This window comes from Mycobacterium sp. MAC_080597_8934 (genome assembly GCF_000523975.1).
Taxonomy (GTDB): Bacteria; Actinomycetota; Actinomycetes; order Mycobacteriales; family Mycobacteriaceae; genus Mycobacterium; species Mycobacterium avium.
Genome location: NZ_JAOS01000013.1, coordinates 109887 through 125720 on the forward strand (window position 1 = coordinate 109887; position 15834 = coordinate 125720).

General features: G+C 69.5%; 14 protein-coding genes and 1 pseudogene. 9 read left to right on the plus strand and 6 right to left on the minus strand.

Annotated features, from left to right (window positions below; genetic code table 11):
* Positions 1-91 precede the first annotated feature (91 nt).
* Positions 92-1894, minus strand: coding sequence for an AMP-dependent synthetase/ligase (locus tag NF20_RS07010; protein ID WP_023869045.1), 1803 nt, complete (start codon positions 1892-1894; stop codon positions 92-94).
* A 166-nt stretch (positions 1895-2060) separates the two neighbouring features.
* Between NF20_RS07010 and NF20_RS07015 the strand changes: the two genes are divergently transcribed.
* The 5 genes from NF20_RS07015 to NF20_RS07035 all read left to right on the plus strand — a co-directional run bounded on the left by NF20_RS07015 (position 2061) and on the right by NF20_RS07035 (position 5484).
* Positions 2061-2459: a hypothetical protein gene (locus tag NF20_RS07015; protein WP_033713373.1), complete on the plus strand. Its 399-nt coding sequence runs from the start codon at positions 2061-2063 to the stop codon at positions 2457-2459.
* A gap of 115 nt (positions 2460-2574) precedes the next feature.
* Positions 2575-3012 carry an SRPBCC family protein gene (locus NF20_RS07020; RefSeq protein ID WP_009976532.1) on the plus strand — a complete coding sequence of 146 codons (438 nt, stop codon included), beginning with the start codon at positions 2575-2577 and terminating at the stop codon, positions 3010-3012.
* On the plus strand, positions 3005-4285 hold the full coding sequence (locus NF20_RS07025; protein WP_085988250.1) for an ArsA family ATPase: 1281 nt from the start codon (positions 3005-3007) through the stop codon (positions 4283-4285). Before NF20_RS07020 ends, NF20_RS07025 begins: the two co-directional genes overlap by 8 nt.
* Complete coding sequence (locus NF20_RS07030) at positions 4282-4671, plus strand: hypothetical protein (protein ID WP_033713339.1); 390 nt, start codon at positions 4282-4284, stop codon at positions 4669-4671. Before NF20_RS07025 ends, NF20_RS07030 begins: the two co-directional genes overlap by 4 nt.
* Positions 4672-4758: 87 nt before the next feature.
* Positions 4759-5484, plus strand: a complete 726-nt coding sequence (locus tag NF20_RS07035; protein WP_019733481.1) for a lysophospholipid acyltransferase family protein — start codon at positions 4759-4761, stop codon at positions 5482-5484.
* Here NF20_RS07035 and NF20_RS07040 read toward each other — a convergent pair.
* On the minus strand, positions 5481-6770 hold the full coding sequence (locus tag NF20_RS07040) for a glycosyltransferase 87 family protein (RefSeq protein WP_033713340.1): 1290 nt from the start codon (positions 6768-6770) through the stop codon (positions 5481-5483). The two genes, NF20_RS07035 and NF20_RS07040, sit on opposite strands and share 4 nt — an antisense overlap.
* A 106-nt stretch (positions 6771-6876) precedes the next feature.
* Between NF20_RS07040 and NF20_RS07045 the strand changes: the two genes are divergently transcribed.
* The 3 genes from NF20_RS07045 (at position 6877) to NF20_RS07055 (ending at position 9735) form a co-directional block, all read left to right on the plus strand.
* Positions 6877-7746 carry a hypothetical protein gene (locus tag NF20_RS07045; RefSeq protein ID WP_011724720.1) on the plus strand — a complete coding sequence of 290 codons (870 nt, stop codon included), beginning with the start codon at positions 6877-6879 and terminating at the stop codon, positions 7744-7746.
* 20 nt (positions 7747-7766) lie between these two features.
* Positions 7767-8255 (plus strand): polyadenylate-specific 3'-exoribonuclease AS, encoded by a 489-nt coding sequence (locus NF20_RS07050; protein WP_009976539.1) that lies wholly within the window; start codon positions 7767-7769, stop codon positions 8253-8255.
* Positions 8256-8346: 91 nt separating this feature from the next.
* Complete coding sequence (locus NF20_RS07055) at positions 8347-9735, plus strand: class II 3-deoxy-7-phosphoheptulonate synthase (RefSeq protein ID WP_003872245.1); 1389 nt, start codon at positions 8347-8349, stop codon at positions 9733-9735.
* On the opposite strand, the gene NF20_RS07060 is transcribed toward NF20_RS07055, so the two are convergent.
* Both NF20_RS07060 and NF20_RS07065 read right to left on the minus strand, forming a co-directional pair.
* A complete protein-coding gene (locus NF20_RS07060) occupies positions 9732-11177 on the minus strand; it encodes an FAD-dependent oxidoreductase (protein ID WP_019733483.1) in 1446 nt (481 codons plus the stop codon). The genes NF20_RS07055 and NF20_RS07060 overlap by 4 nt on opposite strands.
* 135 nt (positions 11178-11312) lie before the next feature.
* Positions 11313-12502, minus strand: a pseudogene (locus NF20_RS07065) (protein kinase domain-containing protein).
* Positions 12503-12677: 175 nt separating this feature from the next.
* On the opposite strand from NF20_RS07065, the gene NF20_RS07070 reads away from it, so the two are divergent.
* Entirely contained in the window at positions 12678-13082 is a 405-nt protein-coding gene (locus tag NF20_RS07070; protein WP_003878126.1) for an Rv2175c family DNA-binding protein, read from the plus strand.
* Here the strand turns inward: NF20_RS07070 and NF20_RS07075 are convergent.
* Together NF20_RS07075 and idsA2 are read right to left on the minus strand one after the other, a co-directional pair.
* Complete coding sequence (locus NF20_RS07075; protein WP_003872241.1) at positions 13076-14593, minus strand: alpha-(1->6)-mannopyranosyltransferase A; 1518 nt, start codon at positions 14591-14593, stop codon at positions 13076-13078. The two genes, NF20_RS07070 and NF20_RS07075, sit on opposite strands and share 7 nt — an antisense overlap.
* Before the next feature lie 4 nt (positions 14594-14597).
* Entirely contained in the window at positions 14598-15647 is a 1050-nt protein-coding gene (gene idsA2 / locus NF20_RS07080) for a bifunctional (2E,6E)-farnesyl/geranyl diphosphate synthase (protein WP_033713344.1), read from the minus strand.
* Between the last annotated feature and the right edge of the window lie 187 nt (positions 15648-15834).

The following is a 15834-nucleotide window of genomic DNA, read 5'->3' on the forward strand; positions in this document are numbered from 1 at the left end:
TCACGCGGCGCGCCAGCGTCACGCCAGCGTGACGCTCGCGCGCCGGCGCCACGCCAGCGTGACGCTCGGCGGCGGAGAGCCGTCAGGGCCGTCAGTCCTTGGCGTAGATGGCCTCGATGTCGGAGGCGAACTTCTCGGCCACCACGTTGCGCTTGACCTTCATCGTCGGGGTCAGCTCGCCCGTGTCCTCGGTGAAATCGACCGGCAGGATGCGGAACTTGCGGATCGATTCGGCATGCGACACAGCCTGATTGGCGTCCTTGATGGCGGCGTCCACCTCGGCGACCAGATCGGGGTCGGTGGTCAGATCGGCCACCGACGCCCCGGCGCCCTTGTGGTTGCGCTGCTTCCAGCCGCCGAACGCCTCGGGGTCGATGGTGATCAACGCGCCGATGAACGGCTTGTTGTCGCCGACCACCATCGCCTGACTGATCAGCGGGTGCGCCCGCAGCCGGTCCTCGAGCACGGCGGGGGCGACGTTCTTGCCGCCCGCGGTGACGATGAGCTCCTTCTTGCGCCCGACGATCTTCAAGAACCCGTCGTCGTCGAGCACACCCAGGTCGCCGGTCTTGAACCAGCCGTCGGTGAAGGCGTCGGCGGTGGCCTGCTCGTTGCGCCAGTAACCGCTGAACACCACGCCGCCGCGCACCAACAGCTCGCCGTCCTCGGCGATGCGCATGCTGTTGCCCGGCAACAACGTTCCCACAGTGCCGATCTTGACGTTGCCGACCTGGTTGACGGTGATCGCCGAGCTGGTCTCGGTCAGGCCGTAGCCCTCGTGGATGGTCAGGCCCACGCCGCGGAAGAAGTGCCCGAGCCGCGAGCCCAGCGGTGCGCCCCCCGACACCGACGCGTGGCAGTCGCCGCCCAGCGCCGCCCGCAGCTTGTGGTACACCAGCCGGTCGAACAACGCGTGCTTGGCCCGCAGCAGCGGACCCCGCCGGCCGCGGTCGGCCGCCTCGCTCCAGTCGACGGCGGTCTGCACGGCCATCGCGAAGATGCGGCCCTTGCCGTCGTTGGCGGCGTTTTGCTCGGCGGTGTTGTAAACCTTCTCGAACACCCGCGGCACCGACACCACCACGGTCGGCTTGAACACGGCGAACATCGGCAGCAGGTTCTTGATGTCGCTGGTGAATCCCACGGTCACCTTGTTGGCGAACGCGGACAGGGTCAGCGAGCGGGCCAGCACGTGGGCCAGCGGCAAGAAGATCAGCAGCCGCTGCCCCTCGTCGAGCAGCGTCGGCAGGCTCTCCTTGGCGCCGCGGGTCTCGTAGAGCAGGTTGGAATGGGTCAGCTGGCAGCCCTTGGGCCGCCCGGTGGTGCCCGAGGTGTAGATCAGGGTGGCCGGATCCTGGGCGCGCAGCCCGTCCAGACGCGCGGTCAGCTCGGCCGGTTCCACCCCTGCGGCCGCCTCGGCCAGCTGGTCGAGGGCCTTGGGGCCGGAGCCGTCGATGTGCAGTACCCGGCGCAGGGCGGGCAGCTCGGCGGTCAGCTCGGTGACCATCGCCGCGTGCTCGTCGGTCTCGGCGAACGCCAGCACCGCCTCGGAGTCCTGCAGCACCCAGCGCACCTGCTCGGCGGAGGACGTCTCGTAGATCGGCACGGTGACCGCGCCCACCGCCAAGATCGCCAGGTCGAGGATCGCCCATTCGTAGCGGGTGGCCGAGAAGATCGACACCCGGTCGCCGGCCTGTACCCCCAGTGAAATCAAACCCAATGCGGCCGAACGGATCTGAGCCGCCGCCTCGGCACAGGTGACGTCGGTCCACTCCCCGTCGACTTGGCGTTGGTAGATGACGAAGTTCGGATCGTCGCGCTCGTGCTCGAAGACCATCGTCGCGATGTTCTCGTTTTCGCCGACGGAGAAGCGGGCGGGGACGCTGTACTCACGCACTCTGATGACCTCAATCGACCTCGTGACGTATCCCGGGAGCCGGGTTGCTGCCGACCAGCCTAATCCGCGCATCCACCCAGCACGGCGACGGTGGGTGAGCGCGGGACCCGATTGCCCCTGCCTGCCCTGGGCCCGGCGCCGCCGGGCGGTGTGTGAAGCTGTGGTCATGCACAGCATCCAGATCGCGGACGAGACGTTCGTCGCGGCCGACGGCGCCCGGGTGGGCGCCTCGGTCGCCGACCGGGCGAGCTGGCGGCGCTGGTGGCCGGACCTGCGCCTGCAGGTCGTCGAGGACCGCGGCGACAAGGGCATCCGGTGGTCGGTCACCGGCGCGCTCACCGGCACCATGGAGGTCTGGCTGGAGCCGCTGAAGGAAGGGCTGGACGGCGTCGTGCTGCACTACTTCCTGCACGCCGAGCCGACCGGGGTGGCCGCCTGGCAGCTGGCCAAGCTGAACCTGGCGAAAATGACGCACCGACGCCGGGTGGCGGGCAAGAAAATGGCCTTCGAGGTCAAGGCGACACTGGAACGGTCGCGACCGGTCGGAGTTTCTCCGGTAGTTTAGCCGGGTCAGGTCCGCGCGGAGAGTACCGTGTCGGACCGAGACCCGCGGGGTTCCCGCACGGCAGTTCCCAGGAGGCCGGGGGCGATCCGGGCGCGGGAGAGAGGGCAACAACCAGGTGGCGGAGAAGACGACCCAAACCATCTACATCGAAGCCGACCCGGACACCGTGATGAAGGTGATCGCCGACATCGATTCCTACCCGCGATGGATCTCGGAATACAAGGAAGCCGAAGTCGTCGAAAAGGACGCCGACGGCTACCCCAAGGTCGCGCGCATCGTCATGGACGCCACCGTCCTCAAGGACACCATGGTGATGTCCTACCAGTGGCCCAAGGATCGGCGGTCGGTCAGCTGGACGCTGGTGTCGAGCTCGCTGCTGCGGGCCCTGGAGGGCTCATACCGGTTGGCGCCCAAGGGATCCGGTACCGAAGTCACCTACGAACTCTCGGTCGACCTGGCCATGCCGATGATCGGCCTGCTCAAGCGCAAGGCCGAGCGGCGGCTGACCGACACCGCGTTGAAGGATCTCAAGAAACGAGTCGAGGCTGAGTGAGTCCGGTGCATCGTCGGCGCCCACCCCGGCCCGGATCAGTCTCTTCGTTGGCAAAGGCGGGGTAGGCAAGTCCACGCTGGCCTGCGCCACCGCGGTGGCCGCCGCCGGCGCGGGACAGCGGGTGCTGGTGGTCTCCACCGACCAGGCGCATTCGCTGGGCGATGTGCTGGGCGTCCCCGTCCCGCCGAGTCAGGCTGAGTTGGTCCGGGTGCTCGCCGACCTGGAGACCGGACGGGCCGAGGCCGGCGGCGGGTTCCTCGACGCGCTGGCGCTGGACACCCTGGCCCTGCTCGAGGCCCGATGGCGTGACGTGGTCGCCGCCCTGGACCGGAGATTTCCCGACTCCGAGCTGAGCACCATTGCGCCCGAAGAGCTTTCGGCGCTGCCGGGTGTGCAGGAGGTGCTCGGTCTGCACGCCGTCGGCGAGTTGGCCCGCTCCGGGCGATGGGACCGGGTGGTGGTCGATTGCGCCTCCACCGCGGACGCGCTGCGCATGTTGACGCTGCCCGCCACCTTCGGCCTCTACGTGGAGCGGGCGTGGCCGCGGCACCGCCGGTTGTCGCTGACCGCCGAGGACGCCCGCTCGGCCGCGGTGGTGGAGCTGCTCGAGCGCGTCAGCGCCAGCGTGGAGGCGCTCAGCGCCTTGCTCACCGACGGCGACCTGGTCGGTGCGCACCTGGTGCTGACCCCCGAGCGGGTGGTGGCCGCCGAGGCGGCCCGCACCCTGGGGTCGCTGGCCCTGATGGGGGTGCGGGTCGAGGAGCTGATCGTGAATCAGGTTCTGCTGCAAGATGACTCGTACGAGTACCGCAACCTGCCCGAGCATCCGGCCTTCTACTGGTACACCGAACGCATTGCCGAGCAGCAAAGCGTGCTCGAGGAGCTCGACGCCGCCATCGGCGAGGTGGCGCTGGTGCTGACCCCGCACCTGTCCGGCGAGCCGATCGGGCCCAAGGCGCTGGGGGCGCTGCTCGACGCCGCCCGGCGCCGGGGCGGGGCCGCGCCGCCCGGCCCGCTGCGGCCCACCGTGGACCTGGAATCCGGGACGGGACTTGGGTCGATCTACCGGATGCGGCTAGCGTTGCCGCAACTCGACCCGTCGGCGCTGACGTTGGGCCGGGTCGACGACGACCTGATCATCAGCGCCGGCGGGTTGCGGCGCAGGGTGAGGTTGGCGTCGGTGCTGCGGCGGTGCACGGTGCTGGATGCGCATCTGCGGGGCAGCGAGCTGACGGTGCGTTTTCGACCAGATCCGGAGGTGTGGCCTAAGTGAGTGGGGCTCATCCCGACATCGGTCCGGAGCTGCGCAGGCTCGCCCAGTCGATCCTGGACGGCATCGACCCCGCCGTGCGGGCGGCGGCGGCGCTGACGGCCGGCGCCGGCCCGGGAACCGGTAAGTGCCAGCAGGTCTGGTGCCCGGTGTGTGCGCTGGCCGCGCTGGCGACTGGCGACCAGCACCCGTTGCTCACCGCGATCGCCGATCACAGCATCGCGTTGCTGGAGGTGATTCGCGACATCGTCGCCGACATCGACCGGGCGTCTCGCCCGACACCCGGACCCCCACCCGACGGCCCGCCCGGCGGCGCCCCCGACACCCCCGACACCGGGCAGGCCCCGCGGACCCGGTATCAGCCCATCCCGGTGACCTTCGAGGAGTGAGCCGGCCGCGCCGCAGGTGGTCCCTTCTTATCCGGATGGGTACAGTTGGCGCAGAACATCAGCGGGTGCAGCCGAGAGGGAGGGGCCATGTGGTACTGGCTATTCAAGTACGTGCTCCTCGGCCCGCTGCTGTCTTTGCTGGGACGGCCGAAAGTCGAAGGGCTGGAACATGTTCCGAGCTCCGGGCCGGCGATACTGGCCAGTAATCACCTGGCGGTGATGGACAGCTTCTACCTTCCGCTGGTGGTGCGACGGCGGATCACCTTCCTGGCGAAGTCGGAATATTTCACCGGCACCGGCCTCAAGGGCTGGTTTCAGCGGTGGTTCTTCACCGCCGTCGGCCAGGTGCCGATCGACCGCACCGACGCCGACAGCGCCCAGGCCGCGCTGACCACCGCGCAGCAGGTGCTGGCCCAGGGCAAGCTGCTGGGCATGTACCCCGAGGGCACCCGGTCACCCGACGGCCGGCTGTACAAGGGCAAGACCGGGCTGGCCCGGCTGGCCCTGCAGACTGGGGTTCCGGTGATCCCGGTCGCGATGATCGGCACCAACGTCGTCAACCCGCCCGGCTCCAACATGTTGCGGTTCGGCCGCGTCACCGTCCGGTTCGGCAAGCCGATGGACTTCTCCCGGTTCGAGGGGCTGGCCGGCAACCGCTTCATCGAGCGGGCCGTCACCGACGAGGTGATCTACGAGCTGATGGGGCTCTCGGGACAGGAATACGTCGACATCTACGCGGCCAGCCTCAAAAAGGGCGGCGCCGAGACACCCGGCGGCGAGGCCGCGCGGATTCCCGAGACGGCCGCGGGTTAGCCGGCCGCGGTGACCGGCGTCAGCTGCTGCGGCGCCGCGTCCCGCGAGGCGGCGCGGGCGGTGACCGTGACGCCCGCCGCGACGATGACCGCCAGCGCCCACCACACGTAGGACATCCCGGCGAGCTGGCGCCACCACACCGCGCTGGCCTCGTGATGCTTGGGCAGCAGGTCGATGGGCGTCCACCTCATCAGGGCCACCCCGACGACGCTCAGCACCAGCAGCGCCGCGTTGCGCCGCCGCCAGCCCAGGACGCCGGTGACCAGCACCGTCGGCAACACCCACACCCAGTGGTGCGACCACGACACCGGCGAGACCACCAACCCGAACAGCGCGACGCACACCAGCGCCAGCGTCGGCTCGTCGGCGCGCAGCACCCACCGCATCGCCCACACCGTCACCGCCAGCACCAGCAGCGACGCCGCCACCCACAGCAGCGACCGCGGCTGCTGCGCCAGCCCCAGGCGGGCCAGCGCGCCGGCGATGTTCTGGTCGGTGTTCAGCGACGCGGAACCGATCCGGTCGGTGTGGTGCACGGTGTGCGTCCAGTACTCCCACGAGTCGGTGTAGGCCAGGACGAAACCGAGCAGCGTCGCCCCCGCGAACGAGGCCAGCGCGGTGAGCACCGCGCGATGGTCGCGGCGCAGCAGGAAATAGAGCAGAAACACCGCGGGCGTCAGTTTCAGCGCCATGCCCAGCCCCAGCAGCAGGCCGCGCGGCCACGGCGTGCGCCGCGGCAGGCAGTCGGCGATCACCAGCGTCATCAGCACCACGTTGATCTGGCCGAAGGCGAAGTTCGAACTGATCGGCTCCAGCCAGATCGTCGCGGCCGCCGCGACCACCACGGCCAGCCACCACCGGCGCAGCCAGGCCGGGCCGGGCAGCAGCGCCGAGGTGCTCCACACGTCGAGGCGGGCCAGCACGATCACGGTCGAGACGACCAGCAACACCAACGTCAGGGCGGTGATCGCCACACTGGCCGTCGGCATGTGCATCCAGGCGAACGGGCAGAACACGATGGCGGCCAGCGGCGGATAGGTGAACGGCAGATCCACGATCGGTGTGTGGAACAGCACGTCTCCGCGGTACAGCGGGCGGCCGTCCATCCAGGCCCGGGCGCCCATCTGATACACGTCGATGTCGATGCGATAGGGGGTGTGCCCGAACAACTGCCACGCCGCGTACCCGAGGGCGGCGGCGGCCGTCAGCCACGCCAACCCCCACCACAGCGCCCACCCCGGTCGTTTGCCTGGGAAGCCGGCCCCGGGCGCTTGCCGCGTACTCATGTCGCACAACAGCGTAATGGGTGCGCAGGCCGCCACCCCTGCTGCAGCGCGGCTCCCACGCCCCGGACCCGCGCTGGCGTACGTTTCAAGGGTGCTCCACTCGTTCGTGTCCGAGGTCACCCGGTGGTTCGCACATGACGTCTACGACCGGGGACACCTGCCCCTGCTGTGCTGCCTGGTCGCCTTCATCCTGACGTTCTTCGTCACCCGCTCGTTCGTGCGGTTCATCCGGCACCGCGCCGAGACCGGCCGGCCGGCCCGGTGGTGGCACCCGCGCAACGTCCACGTCGGGGGGGTGCACATCCACCACGTGACGTTCGGGGTGGTCCTGACGCTGCTGTCCGGCCTGACGCTGGTGACGCTGTCCATCAACGGCCATGAGCCCGAATTCACCGTTGCCGCAACGTTTTTCGGGATCGGCGCCGCCCTGGTGCTCGACGAGTACGCGTTGATCCTGCACCTGTCCGACGTCTACTGGTCGGAGGACGGCCGCACCTCGGTGGACGCGGTGTTCGCCGCGGTGGCGGTGGGCGGACTGTTGATCATGGGCCTGCACCCGCTGATGTTCTTCCTGCCGATGTGGCACGGCGCCGACTCGATGATGCTGCGCGCGCTGGTGGGCGGCGCCATGGTGTTGACGTTGCCGCTGGCCGTGGTGGTGGTGCTCAAGGGCAAGGTGTGGACCGGCCTGCTCGGCATGTTCCTCGTCGTGCTGCTGGTCATCGGCGCGGTCCGGCTGTCGCGCCCGCACGCGCCGTGGGCCCGCTGGCGGTATTCCACCCAGCCGGAGAAGATGCGCCGCGCGCTGCAGCGGGAAAGGACGCTGCGCCGCCCGGTGGTGCGGGCCAAGCTGTATCTGCAGTGCGCCATCGCCGGCACGCCCCGATTTCCCGACGAGCGCACCGTCGATGCCACGCTCGACCACGAGGTCCATCCGGCACCGGCGCCCACCGGTCCCATCCTGATCGGCAGGTAAGCCGGCCGTAGGCTGCCCGGGTGCGGTATTTCTACGACACCGAATTCATCGAGGACGGCCGCACCATCGAGCTGATCTCGATCGGTGTGGTCGCCGAGGACGGCCGCGAGTACTACGCGGTGTCCACCGAATTCGATCCCGAGCGCGCCGGGCCCTGGGTGCGCGCCAACGTGCTGCCCAAGCTGCCGCCCCCGGCGTCGCAATTGTGGCGCTCCCGCAGGCAGATCCGCGACGACCTGGAGGAGTTCTTCGGGGTCCGCGCCGCGCAGAGCGAGCCGATCGAACTATGGGCCTGGGTGGCGGCCTACGACCACGTGGCCCTGTGTCAGCTGTGGGGCCCGATGCCGGATTTGCCGCGCGCCATCCCGCGGTTCACCCGGGAACTGCGCCAGCTGTGGGAGGACCGGGGCTGCCCGCGGATGCCGCCGCGCTCACCGGATGCCCACGATGCGCTGGTCGACGCCCGCGACCAGCTGCGCCGGTTCCGGATCATCACCGGGGCCGGCTGAGACGCCGACTGAGGCGCCCGGCTGAGGCGCCCGCGCGTTCCCGCAGTTCAACCCTGACCAGGGGACTTCGCGACCCGGTTACCATGGACCGATGAACTGGACCGTCGACATCCCGATCGACCAGCTGCCGCCGCTGCCGCCGCTGCCGGGCGATCTGCGGGCGCGGTTGGACGCCGCGCTGGCCAAACCGGCCGCCCAGCAGCCCAGCTGGCCCACCGACCAGGCCACCGCGATGCGCACGGTGCTGGAGAGCGTGCCGCCGGTGACGGTGCCCTCCGAGATCGTCCGGCTGCAGGAGCAGCTGGCCCAGGTGGCCAGGGGGGAGGCGTTCCTGCTGCAGGGTGGGGACTGCGCGGAGACGTTCACCGAGAACACCGAACCGCACATCCGCGGCAACATCCGCACCCTGTTGCAGATGGCCGTCGTGCTCACCTACGGCGCCAGCATGCCGGTGGTCAAGGTGGCCCGCATCGCGGGGCAGTACGCCAAGCCGCGGTCGGCCGACATCGACGCGCTCGGGCTGAAGTCCTACCGCGGCGACATGATCAACGGCTTCGCGCCGAATGCCGCTGTGCGCGAACATGATCCGTCGCGACTGGTGCGCGCCTACGCCAACGCCAGCGCGGCGATGAATCTGGTTCGGGCGCTGACGTCCTCGGGACTGGCTTCGCTGCACCTGGTGCACGACTGGAACCGCGAATTCGTCCGGACTTCGCCGGCCGGCGCCCGGTACGAGGCGCTGGCCACCGAGATCGATCGCGGGCTGCGCTTCATGAGCGCCTGCGGGGTGGCCGACCGCAACCTGCAGACCGCCGAGATCTACGCCAGCCATGAGGCCCTGGTGCTCGACTACGAGCGCGCCATGCTGCGGCTGTCGGACAGCGATGCCGGCGAGCCGCAGCTCTACGACCTGTCGGCGCACACCGTGTGGATCGGCGAGCGCACCCGCCAGCTCGACGGCGCGCACATCGCGTTCGCCGAGGTGATCGCCAACCCGATCGGCGTCAAGATCGGCCCGACGATCACCCCGGAGCTGGCCGTCGAGTACGTCGAGCGGCTCGACCCGCACAACAAGCCCGGCCGGCTGACCCTGGTGAGCAGGATGGGTAACAGCAAGGTGCGCGATCTGCTGCCCCCGATCGTGGAGAAGGTACAGGCCACCGGCCACCAGGTGATCTGGCAGTGCGACCCGATGCACGGCAACACCCACGAGTCGTCCAACGGCTACAAGACCCGGCACTTCGACCGCATCGTCGACGAGGTGCAGGGCTTCTTCGAGGTGCACCGCGCGCTGGGCACCCATCCGGGCGGCATCCACGTGGAGATCACCGGCGACAACGTCACCGAGTGTCTCGGTGGGGCGCAGGACATCTCGGACATGGATCTGGTCGGCCGCTACGAAACCGCTTGCGACCCAAGGCTGAACACCCAGCAGTCGCTGGAGTTGGCCTTCCTGGTCGCCGAGATGCTGCGCGACTAGGACCGTACCGCAATCCTGTTCCCCGGCGGGTTCGCCGGCCCGACCGGAGCCGTCTCGGAGCGGTGTCGCTTTGCGGCGAACCGGGCCCGTAGGTTGCCCCACACGATGCGCGGTAACAGAGCGGGATCCCGCAGCCGCGACGGCGGGTCGATGAAGTTGAAGACGCGAAAGCAGCGTTCGGTCAGCACGACATCCTGGGTTGACGCATTCAACGTCGCCCTGGATATCCAGCCTTGCAGCCGCTGCCGCACCCCGTGGTAGACGCCGGACGTGGTCCGGTCTCTGGCCTGATTGACGGCCCACGTCGCGCCGATGTACTGGGTCGTAGCCCGGAAAAAGCGTTGCGCCAGCAGGGCATCTCCCGCGCGCAGGCACTCGCGCAGGGTCAGCGCTTCCAGCGCGGCGATCGTCATGCCTTGGCCGTAGGTCGGGTCGAGACTGCACAGCGCGTCGCCCATCACCAGCAGACCCGACGGGAAATCGGCCAGCTGGTCGTAGCGCCGCCAGAACGCGGCGGTGTGGTGGTATGTCACGGCTTCCCCGATGGGGTAGGCGCGGCGCAGGCCCTCGACGACGGCCGGGGGCAGCGACGGCTCGGCCATCGCGAGCATCGCGGCGAAATCGGTTGGTGGCTCGCCGGTGTCGGCCGGCACGCCGATCGCCAGGATGAACGTGTCGTGTTCGTTGGCGAGCAGCAAACCCGCCGGTCTGCCGCCCCCCGGGTTGAACATGACCAGCCGCTGGGCGATCGACCCCTCGGGCATGCTCAACTGTTGGCTCGCGTAGCCGTATCGGGCCACCGCCCGCTCCTCGGTCGGCCGTTGGTAGCCCAGGCTCTCCAGAAATGCCGGCGTGCGGGCCGAGCGCCCCATGGCGTCGACGACTAAATCGGCATCCAGCGCCATGAGAAAACCGTTGTAGCGCCGGGTGATTCGCACGCCGTTGACGATGTCCGCGGTGTTGAGGAGGTCGCACACGTCGTGTCCGTCGAGGAACGTCACGTTCGGCAGGGCCTTGACGCGGCGGCGCAGGTGAAACTCCATGAACGGCCGGGTCGTCATGTGCAGCGCCAATGCGTCCGGATCGGCGAACGCGCCCGAGTTCTTCATTTCGTAGCGCCCGAAGCGCACGTAGAACCGCGACAGGTCACCGTCATCGACGACGACCGCCCCCGCCCGGGCCAGGTCATCGAGCAGACCGGGAAACAATTCCTCCAGGACTTGTAGGCCGCGGCTGTAGAAGTTGTGCACGTGACGGCCCTGGGGGATGCCCCTGCGGTGGCACGGATAGTCGGGCAATTTGTCCCGCTCGACCACGCTGACCGAATCGTAGAACTCCGAAAGTACGCGCGCGGCAAGCAAACCCGCGATCCCGGCACCCAGTACCACCGCGTGCTCACCGAGCCGGTTCGGCGAGTCGACGCCCTGCGTTGTCGAACCCATACGGAAGCACGGTACACCAAAATTAAGAAAAATAAGAGAACTTTGTGATTACTTTAAGATCGTGTCGCCCCCGGGGGCGCGATCCACCCGGCTAAGCCGCCGCGCCTTCCGATGGACGCGCGCCGCGCCGGAAAGCTAGAACAGTCCGTTCAGGTTGCGCCCGATGGTCCAGGCCGCGGTGGCGACCATCCCGGTGACCGCCAGCACCAGCGCCAACCAGACCAGTACCATGCGCCGGTTGTGCTGGCGGGCCCAGACGAACTCGCTGATCGGGATGCCGGCGAATTCGCCTGTGACAGGCTGGTATTCGTAGTCGTCCTCGTCGTCATCGGGTTCGGCCCCGACGTGTGCCGGGGGATCGGGCTGCGGCCACTCCTCGGGTCCGCGGGTCAAGTGGCGGGTGGGATGCCGCGCCGGCGGCTCGGCGCCGGCGCCCGCCGGCCGGCCTCGCGGTGCAGCGCCGCTGACCGGTGTAACGCGGAGTTGCGCGGGGCCGGCACCCGAAAGCCGGGCAGCGCAAGCTCATCGGCGATCGCGTCTAGATCGGCGCCCATCTCGACCGCGTCGGCGTACCGGTCGGCCGGGTCGCGGGCCGTCGCGCGCTGCACGAAGTCGTCGAACTGCGCGGGCACGCCGTCGATGGCCGCGCTGGGGGGCGGGACATCGGCGTCCAGCCGCCGATAGGCGATCGCCAACGTCGAGTCGCCGGTGAAGGGGGTGCGCCCGGTCAGCAGCTCGTAGGCGAGGATGCCGGCGGCGTACACGTCGCTGCGCGGGGTGGCCGCGCCGTCGCGCACCTGTTCGGGCGACAGGTACGCCGCGGTGCCCAAAATCACGCTGGCAGAGGTGATTCCGGCGGCCGCGACGGCCCGGACCAACCCGAAGTCGGCGATCTTAACCTCGCCGTCGTCGGAGATCAGCACGTTCTCCGGCTTGACGTCGCGATGGACCAGGCCGGCCCGGTGCGCGGCGGCTAGCCCGCCCAGCACCGGACGCAGCACCGCCGCCACCGCGTAGGGCGGCATCGGTCCGCGTTCGCCCAGCAGCTCGCGCAGCGTCCCGCCCTCGATGAGCTCCATCACCAGAAACGGATGCCGCGCGTCCAGGCCCTGGTCGTAGACGGCCACCAGGCCCGGATCCTTCAGCCGGGCCACCGCGCGGGCCTCGCGCTGGAACCGGGTCAGGAATTGCTCGTCGCCGGCGTAACGCGGGTCCATCACCTTCACCGCGACGGGACGGTCGAGCCGGGTGTCCACGCCGCGGTAGACGGTCGAGGTGCCGCCGCTGGCGATCTTGGACTCGATCAGATAGCGGCCGTCCAGCAACGTGCCCGCAAAGGAGCCGGGCGATTCAGCTTGGGCCTGGCGACGATGCGGGCCGGGCCGGCCCGAGGAGGAGCCGGGCGATTCAGCTTGGGCCACGGGGCCATCGTAGGGCGAGGTGGTGATTGGGCGCCGGAACACGGGCTCAACGCGCGCATCAACGCCTACACTTGCGCGAGTGAGCAGTATTCCTGCCGGCGACGATGTGCTAGATCCCGACGAGCCGATCTACGACTTGCCGAGGGTCGCCGAATTGCTCGGAGTCCCGGTTACCAAGGTGCACCAGCAACTCCGGGAGGGACACCTGGTCGCGGTCCGACGCGGCGAGGCCCTGGTGGTGCCGCAGGTGTTCTTCACCAAGTCCGGCGAGGTGGTCAAGAGCCTGCCCGGGCTGCTGACGATCCTGCACGACGGCGGCTATCGCGACACCGAGATCGTGCGCTGGTTGTTCACCCGGGACCCGTCGCTGACGGTGACCCGGGACGGCAGCCGCGACGCCATCAGCAACGCCCGCCCCGTCGATGCGCTGCACGCCCACCAGGCCCGCGAAGTCGTGCGCCGGGCCCAGGCGATGGCTTACTGAGCCGGCTGCGGAACCCGGTACAGGCTGTACCAGGCGACCAGCGCGACGGCGGTGGCCAACGAAAAGTGCAGCCACGAGTACATGCCGTGGGAGCCATCGGGTTTGAAGATCACCATCACCCAGGTCGAGAGGCCGCCGATGATCGCCACCGCGCGGCGGGACTGCGCCAGCGGGGCCAGCACCGCCAGCGGCCACGAGTAGTACCACGGCAACGCGGCGGGCACGAACAGCACCACGATCAGCATCGAGATCGCGATGCCGGTGAGCGCGTCGCGGTCGTCGCGGCGGAACCGCCACCACAGCAGCGGCAGCGAGATCGCGATGATCGCGATGCCGACCAGCCGGGTGACCCGCAATATCGGGTAGAAACTCACCGGAAAGAACCCGCTGCCGATCGCGTGGATCAGGTTGGCGGCCGCGGTCGGCACGGTCAGCCAGTTGATGATCTTCACCGATCCGGCCAGCGCGGTCAGCCAGCCCAGGCCCACCCCGGCCACCGCGGACAGGGCGGCGAACACCACCGCGAAGATCAGCAGCGAGGCCGCGGTGGCCGCGAAAAACGCTGGCACCGGCCGATACCCGCGCCGATCGCGCAGTTGGCGCGCCCACACCCACACCAGGAAGGGCAGCGCGATGCCGGCGGTGGCCTTGACCGCGATGGCGACGGTGATCAGCGTGACACCGGCGACGGGGCGGCCGCCGAACGTCAGCGCGATGCCGGCGGCCATCAACCCGACCATCAGCATCTCGTTGTGCACCCCGCCCATCAGATGGATGAGCACCAACGGGTTGAGCACGCAAATCCACAGCGCCGTCGGCTCGTCGGCGCCCAGGTGGCGCGCCAGGCGGGGGGTCGCCCAGATCAGCAGCACCAGGCCGGGCAGCATGCACAGCCGCAGCAGCGCGGTGCCCGCCACCACGTTGTTGCCGACCAGGATGGTGATGATCTTGGCCACCAGGATGAACACCGGACCATAGGGTGCGGTGGTGATCGACCAGATCGGACTGACGTTGTCCAGCAAGCTGTTCGGGTTGGCGACCGGCCCGACCGCGTAGGGATCCAGGCCGTCGCGCAGCAGGGCGCCCTGCGCCAGGTACGAGTAGGTGTCCCGGCTGAACACGGGCACCGACACCAGCAGCGGCGCCAGCCAGAAGCCGGTGGTGGCCTTCATGACGAACTCGGTTGCCTCGCCGGCCAACACGCGACGGCCCAGGCTCAGCCAGGCGATCAGCATCAGGCCGACGCCGGTCCACAGCACGATCGACGACAGCACCAGGCCGTGGCCGAAACGCAGCCAGGACATGTGAATCGACTCGAGCAGCGGGTCGTGCTGGCGGGTGCTGCCCGCTCCCAGCCCGCCGAGGGTGATCAGCACCGATCCCAGCATCCCCAGCTTCGCGGGACCGGAGTCGGCGCTACCGGCGAACGCCTTCAGCCGCGAAAACCATTGTCCGCGAGAGGGTTTGGCCGCCGGTGGGTCGGCGGCCGGGGTGTCGGTTCCGGTGGCCATCGGTTCAGGCCGACCGGTTGGTGGCCAGCTTGGCCAATTCGGACAACCCCGCCTTGGCGGCGGTGTTGATGGGTGCGGCCGCCAGGGTGGCCAGGGCCCGCTGGGTCAGCGTGGCGATGCGCTGCTCGGCGGCGGCCAGCGCACCCACCGACTCGATCACGTCGCGCAGCCGATCCACTTCGGCGTCGCTCAGCTGTGCTCCGATGGAGTCTCGTAACAGCTTGGCGGCCAACGGATCCGACTTCTCCGCCAACTCCACCGCCTCGGCCAACAGCACGGTGCGCTTACCGGATCGCAGGTCGTCGCCCGACGGTTTGCCGGTCACCGCGGGGTCGCCGAACACGCCCAGCACGTCGTCGCGCAGCTGAAACGCCACCCCGAGGTCGGTCCCGAACTGGCTGAACAGGTCGTGCACGTCCGGCCGGTCGGCGGCGGCGGCCGCGCCGAGCTGCAACGGGCGCGACACGGTGTAGCAGGCGGTCTTGAAGGTGTCGACGTTCATCGCCGAGGCGATCGAGGCGGCGGCGCTGGCCTCGGCGACGATGTCGAGGTACTGCCCCCCGAGCACCTCGGTGCGGATGTTGGCCCACACCCGCCGCACCCGGCGCGCCGCCTGCGGTGTCAGGTCGACACCGAGGACGATGTCGTCGGCCCAGGCCAGGGCGAGATCGCCGAGCAGGATCGCCGCCGACATCCCGAACCGCTCCGGCGAGCCCTGCCACTGCCGGTCGCGGTGCAACGACGCGAACCGCACGTGCGTGGTGGGCCGGCCCCGGCGCGTGGCCGAGTCGTCGATCACGTCGTCGTGCACCAGGGCGCACGCGTGCAGCAGCTCGAGTGCGGAAAACAGCAGCAGCGCTTGGTCATCGGGCGCCTCGGTGGCCACCGCGCGCCAGCCCCAGTAGGCGAAGGCGGGCCGCAGCCGCTTGCCGCCGTTCAGCACGAACTCTTCCAGCGCGGCGATCAGGCCGCTGTAGTCGTCACCGATGTAGGTGGTCTCGGCGCGCCGGTCATGCAGATACCGCCGCAATTGCTCGGTGATGGCGCCGGTCAACTCGACGGTTGCCGCCGCTTCTGAAGCTCGTAGGCTCAGCGCGGCGCCCCTTTCTGCTCGGCTGGCTGGGTGTTGCAGGCCCGACCAGTGTATTCGCCGCGTCGCCCGAGCCGGTCTCCGCGGCCGACGGGGTGCCCGCCGCGCCCAGTTGCTTCGACTGCCTCACTAACCCGCCCCTATGCTGGCG

What these genes read in the sequence shown, in the direction of transcription:
- NF20_RS07060 (WP_019733483.1), bottom strand. Translation starts at nt 11,177, where the DNA reads ATGGGTTCGACAACGCAGGGCGTCGACTCGCCGAACCGGCTCGGTGAG.
- NF20_RS07040 (WP_033713340.1), bottom strand. Translation starts at nt 6,770, where the DNA reads ATGAGTACGCGGCAAGCGCCCGGGGCCGGCTTCCCAGGCAAACGACCG.
- NF20_RS07075 (WP_003872241.1), bottom strand. Translation starts at nt 14,593, where the DNA reads ATGGCCACCGGAACCGACACCCCGGCCGCCGACCCACCGGCGGCCAAA.
- NF20_RS07055 (WP_003872245.1), top strand. Translation starts at nt 8,347, where the DNA reads ATGAACTGGACCGTCGACATCCCGATCGACCAGCTGCCGCCGCTGCCG.
- NF20_RS07015 (WP_033713373.1), top strand. Translation starts at nt 2,061, where the DNA reads ATGCACAGCATCCAGATCGCGGACGAGACGTTCGTCGCGGCCGACGGC.
- NF20_RS07035 (WP_019733481.1), top strand. Translation starts at nt 4,759, where the DNA reads ATGTGGTACTGGCTATTCAAGTACGTGCTCCTCGGCCCGCTGCTGTCT.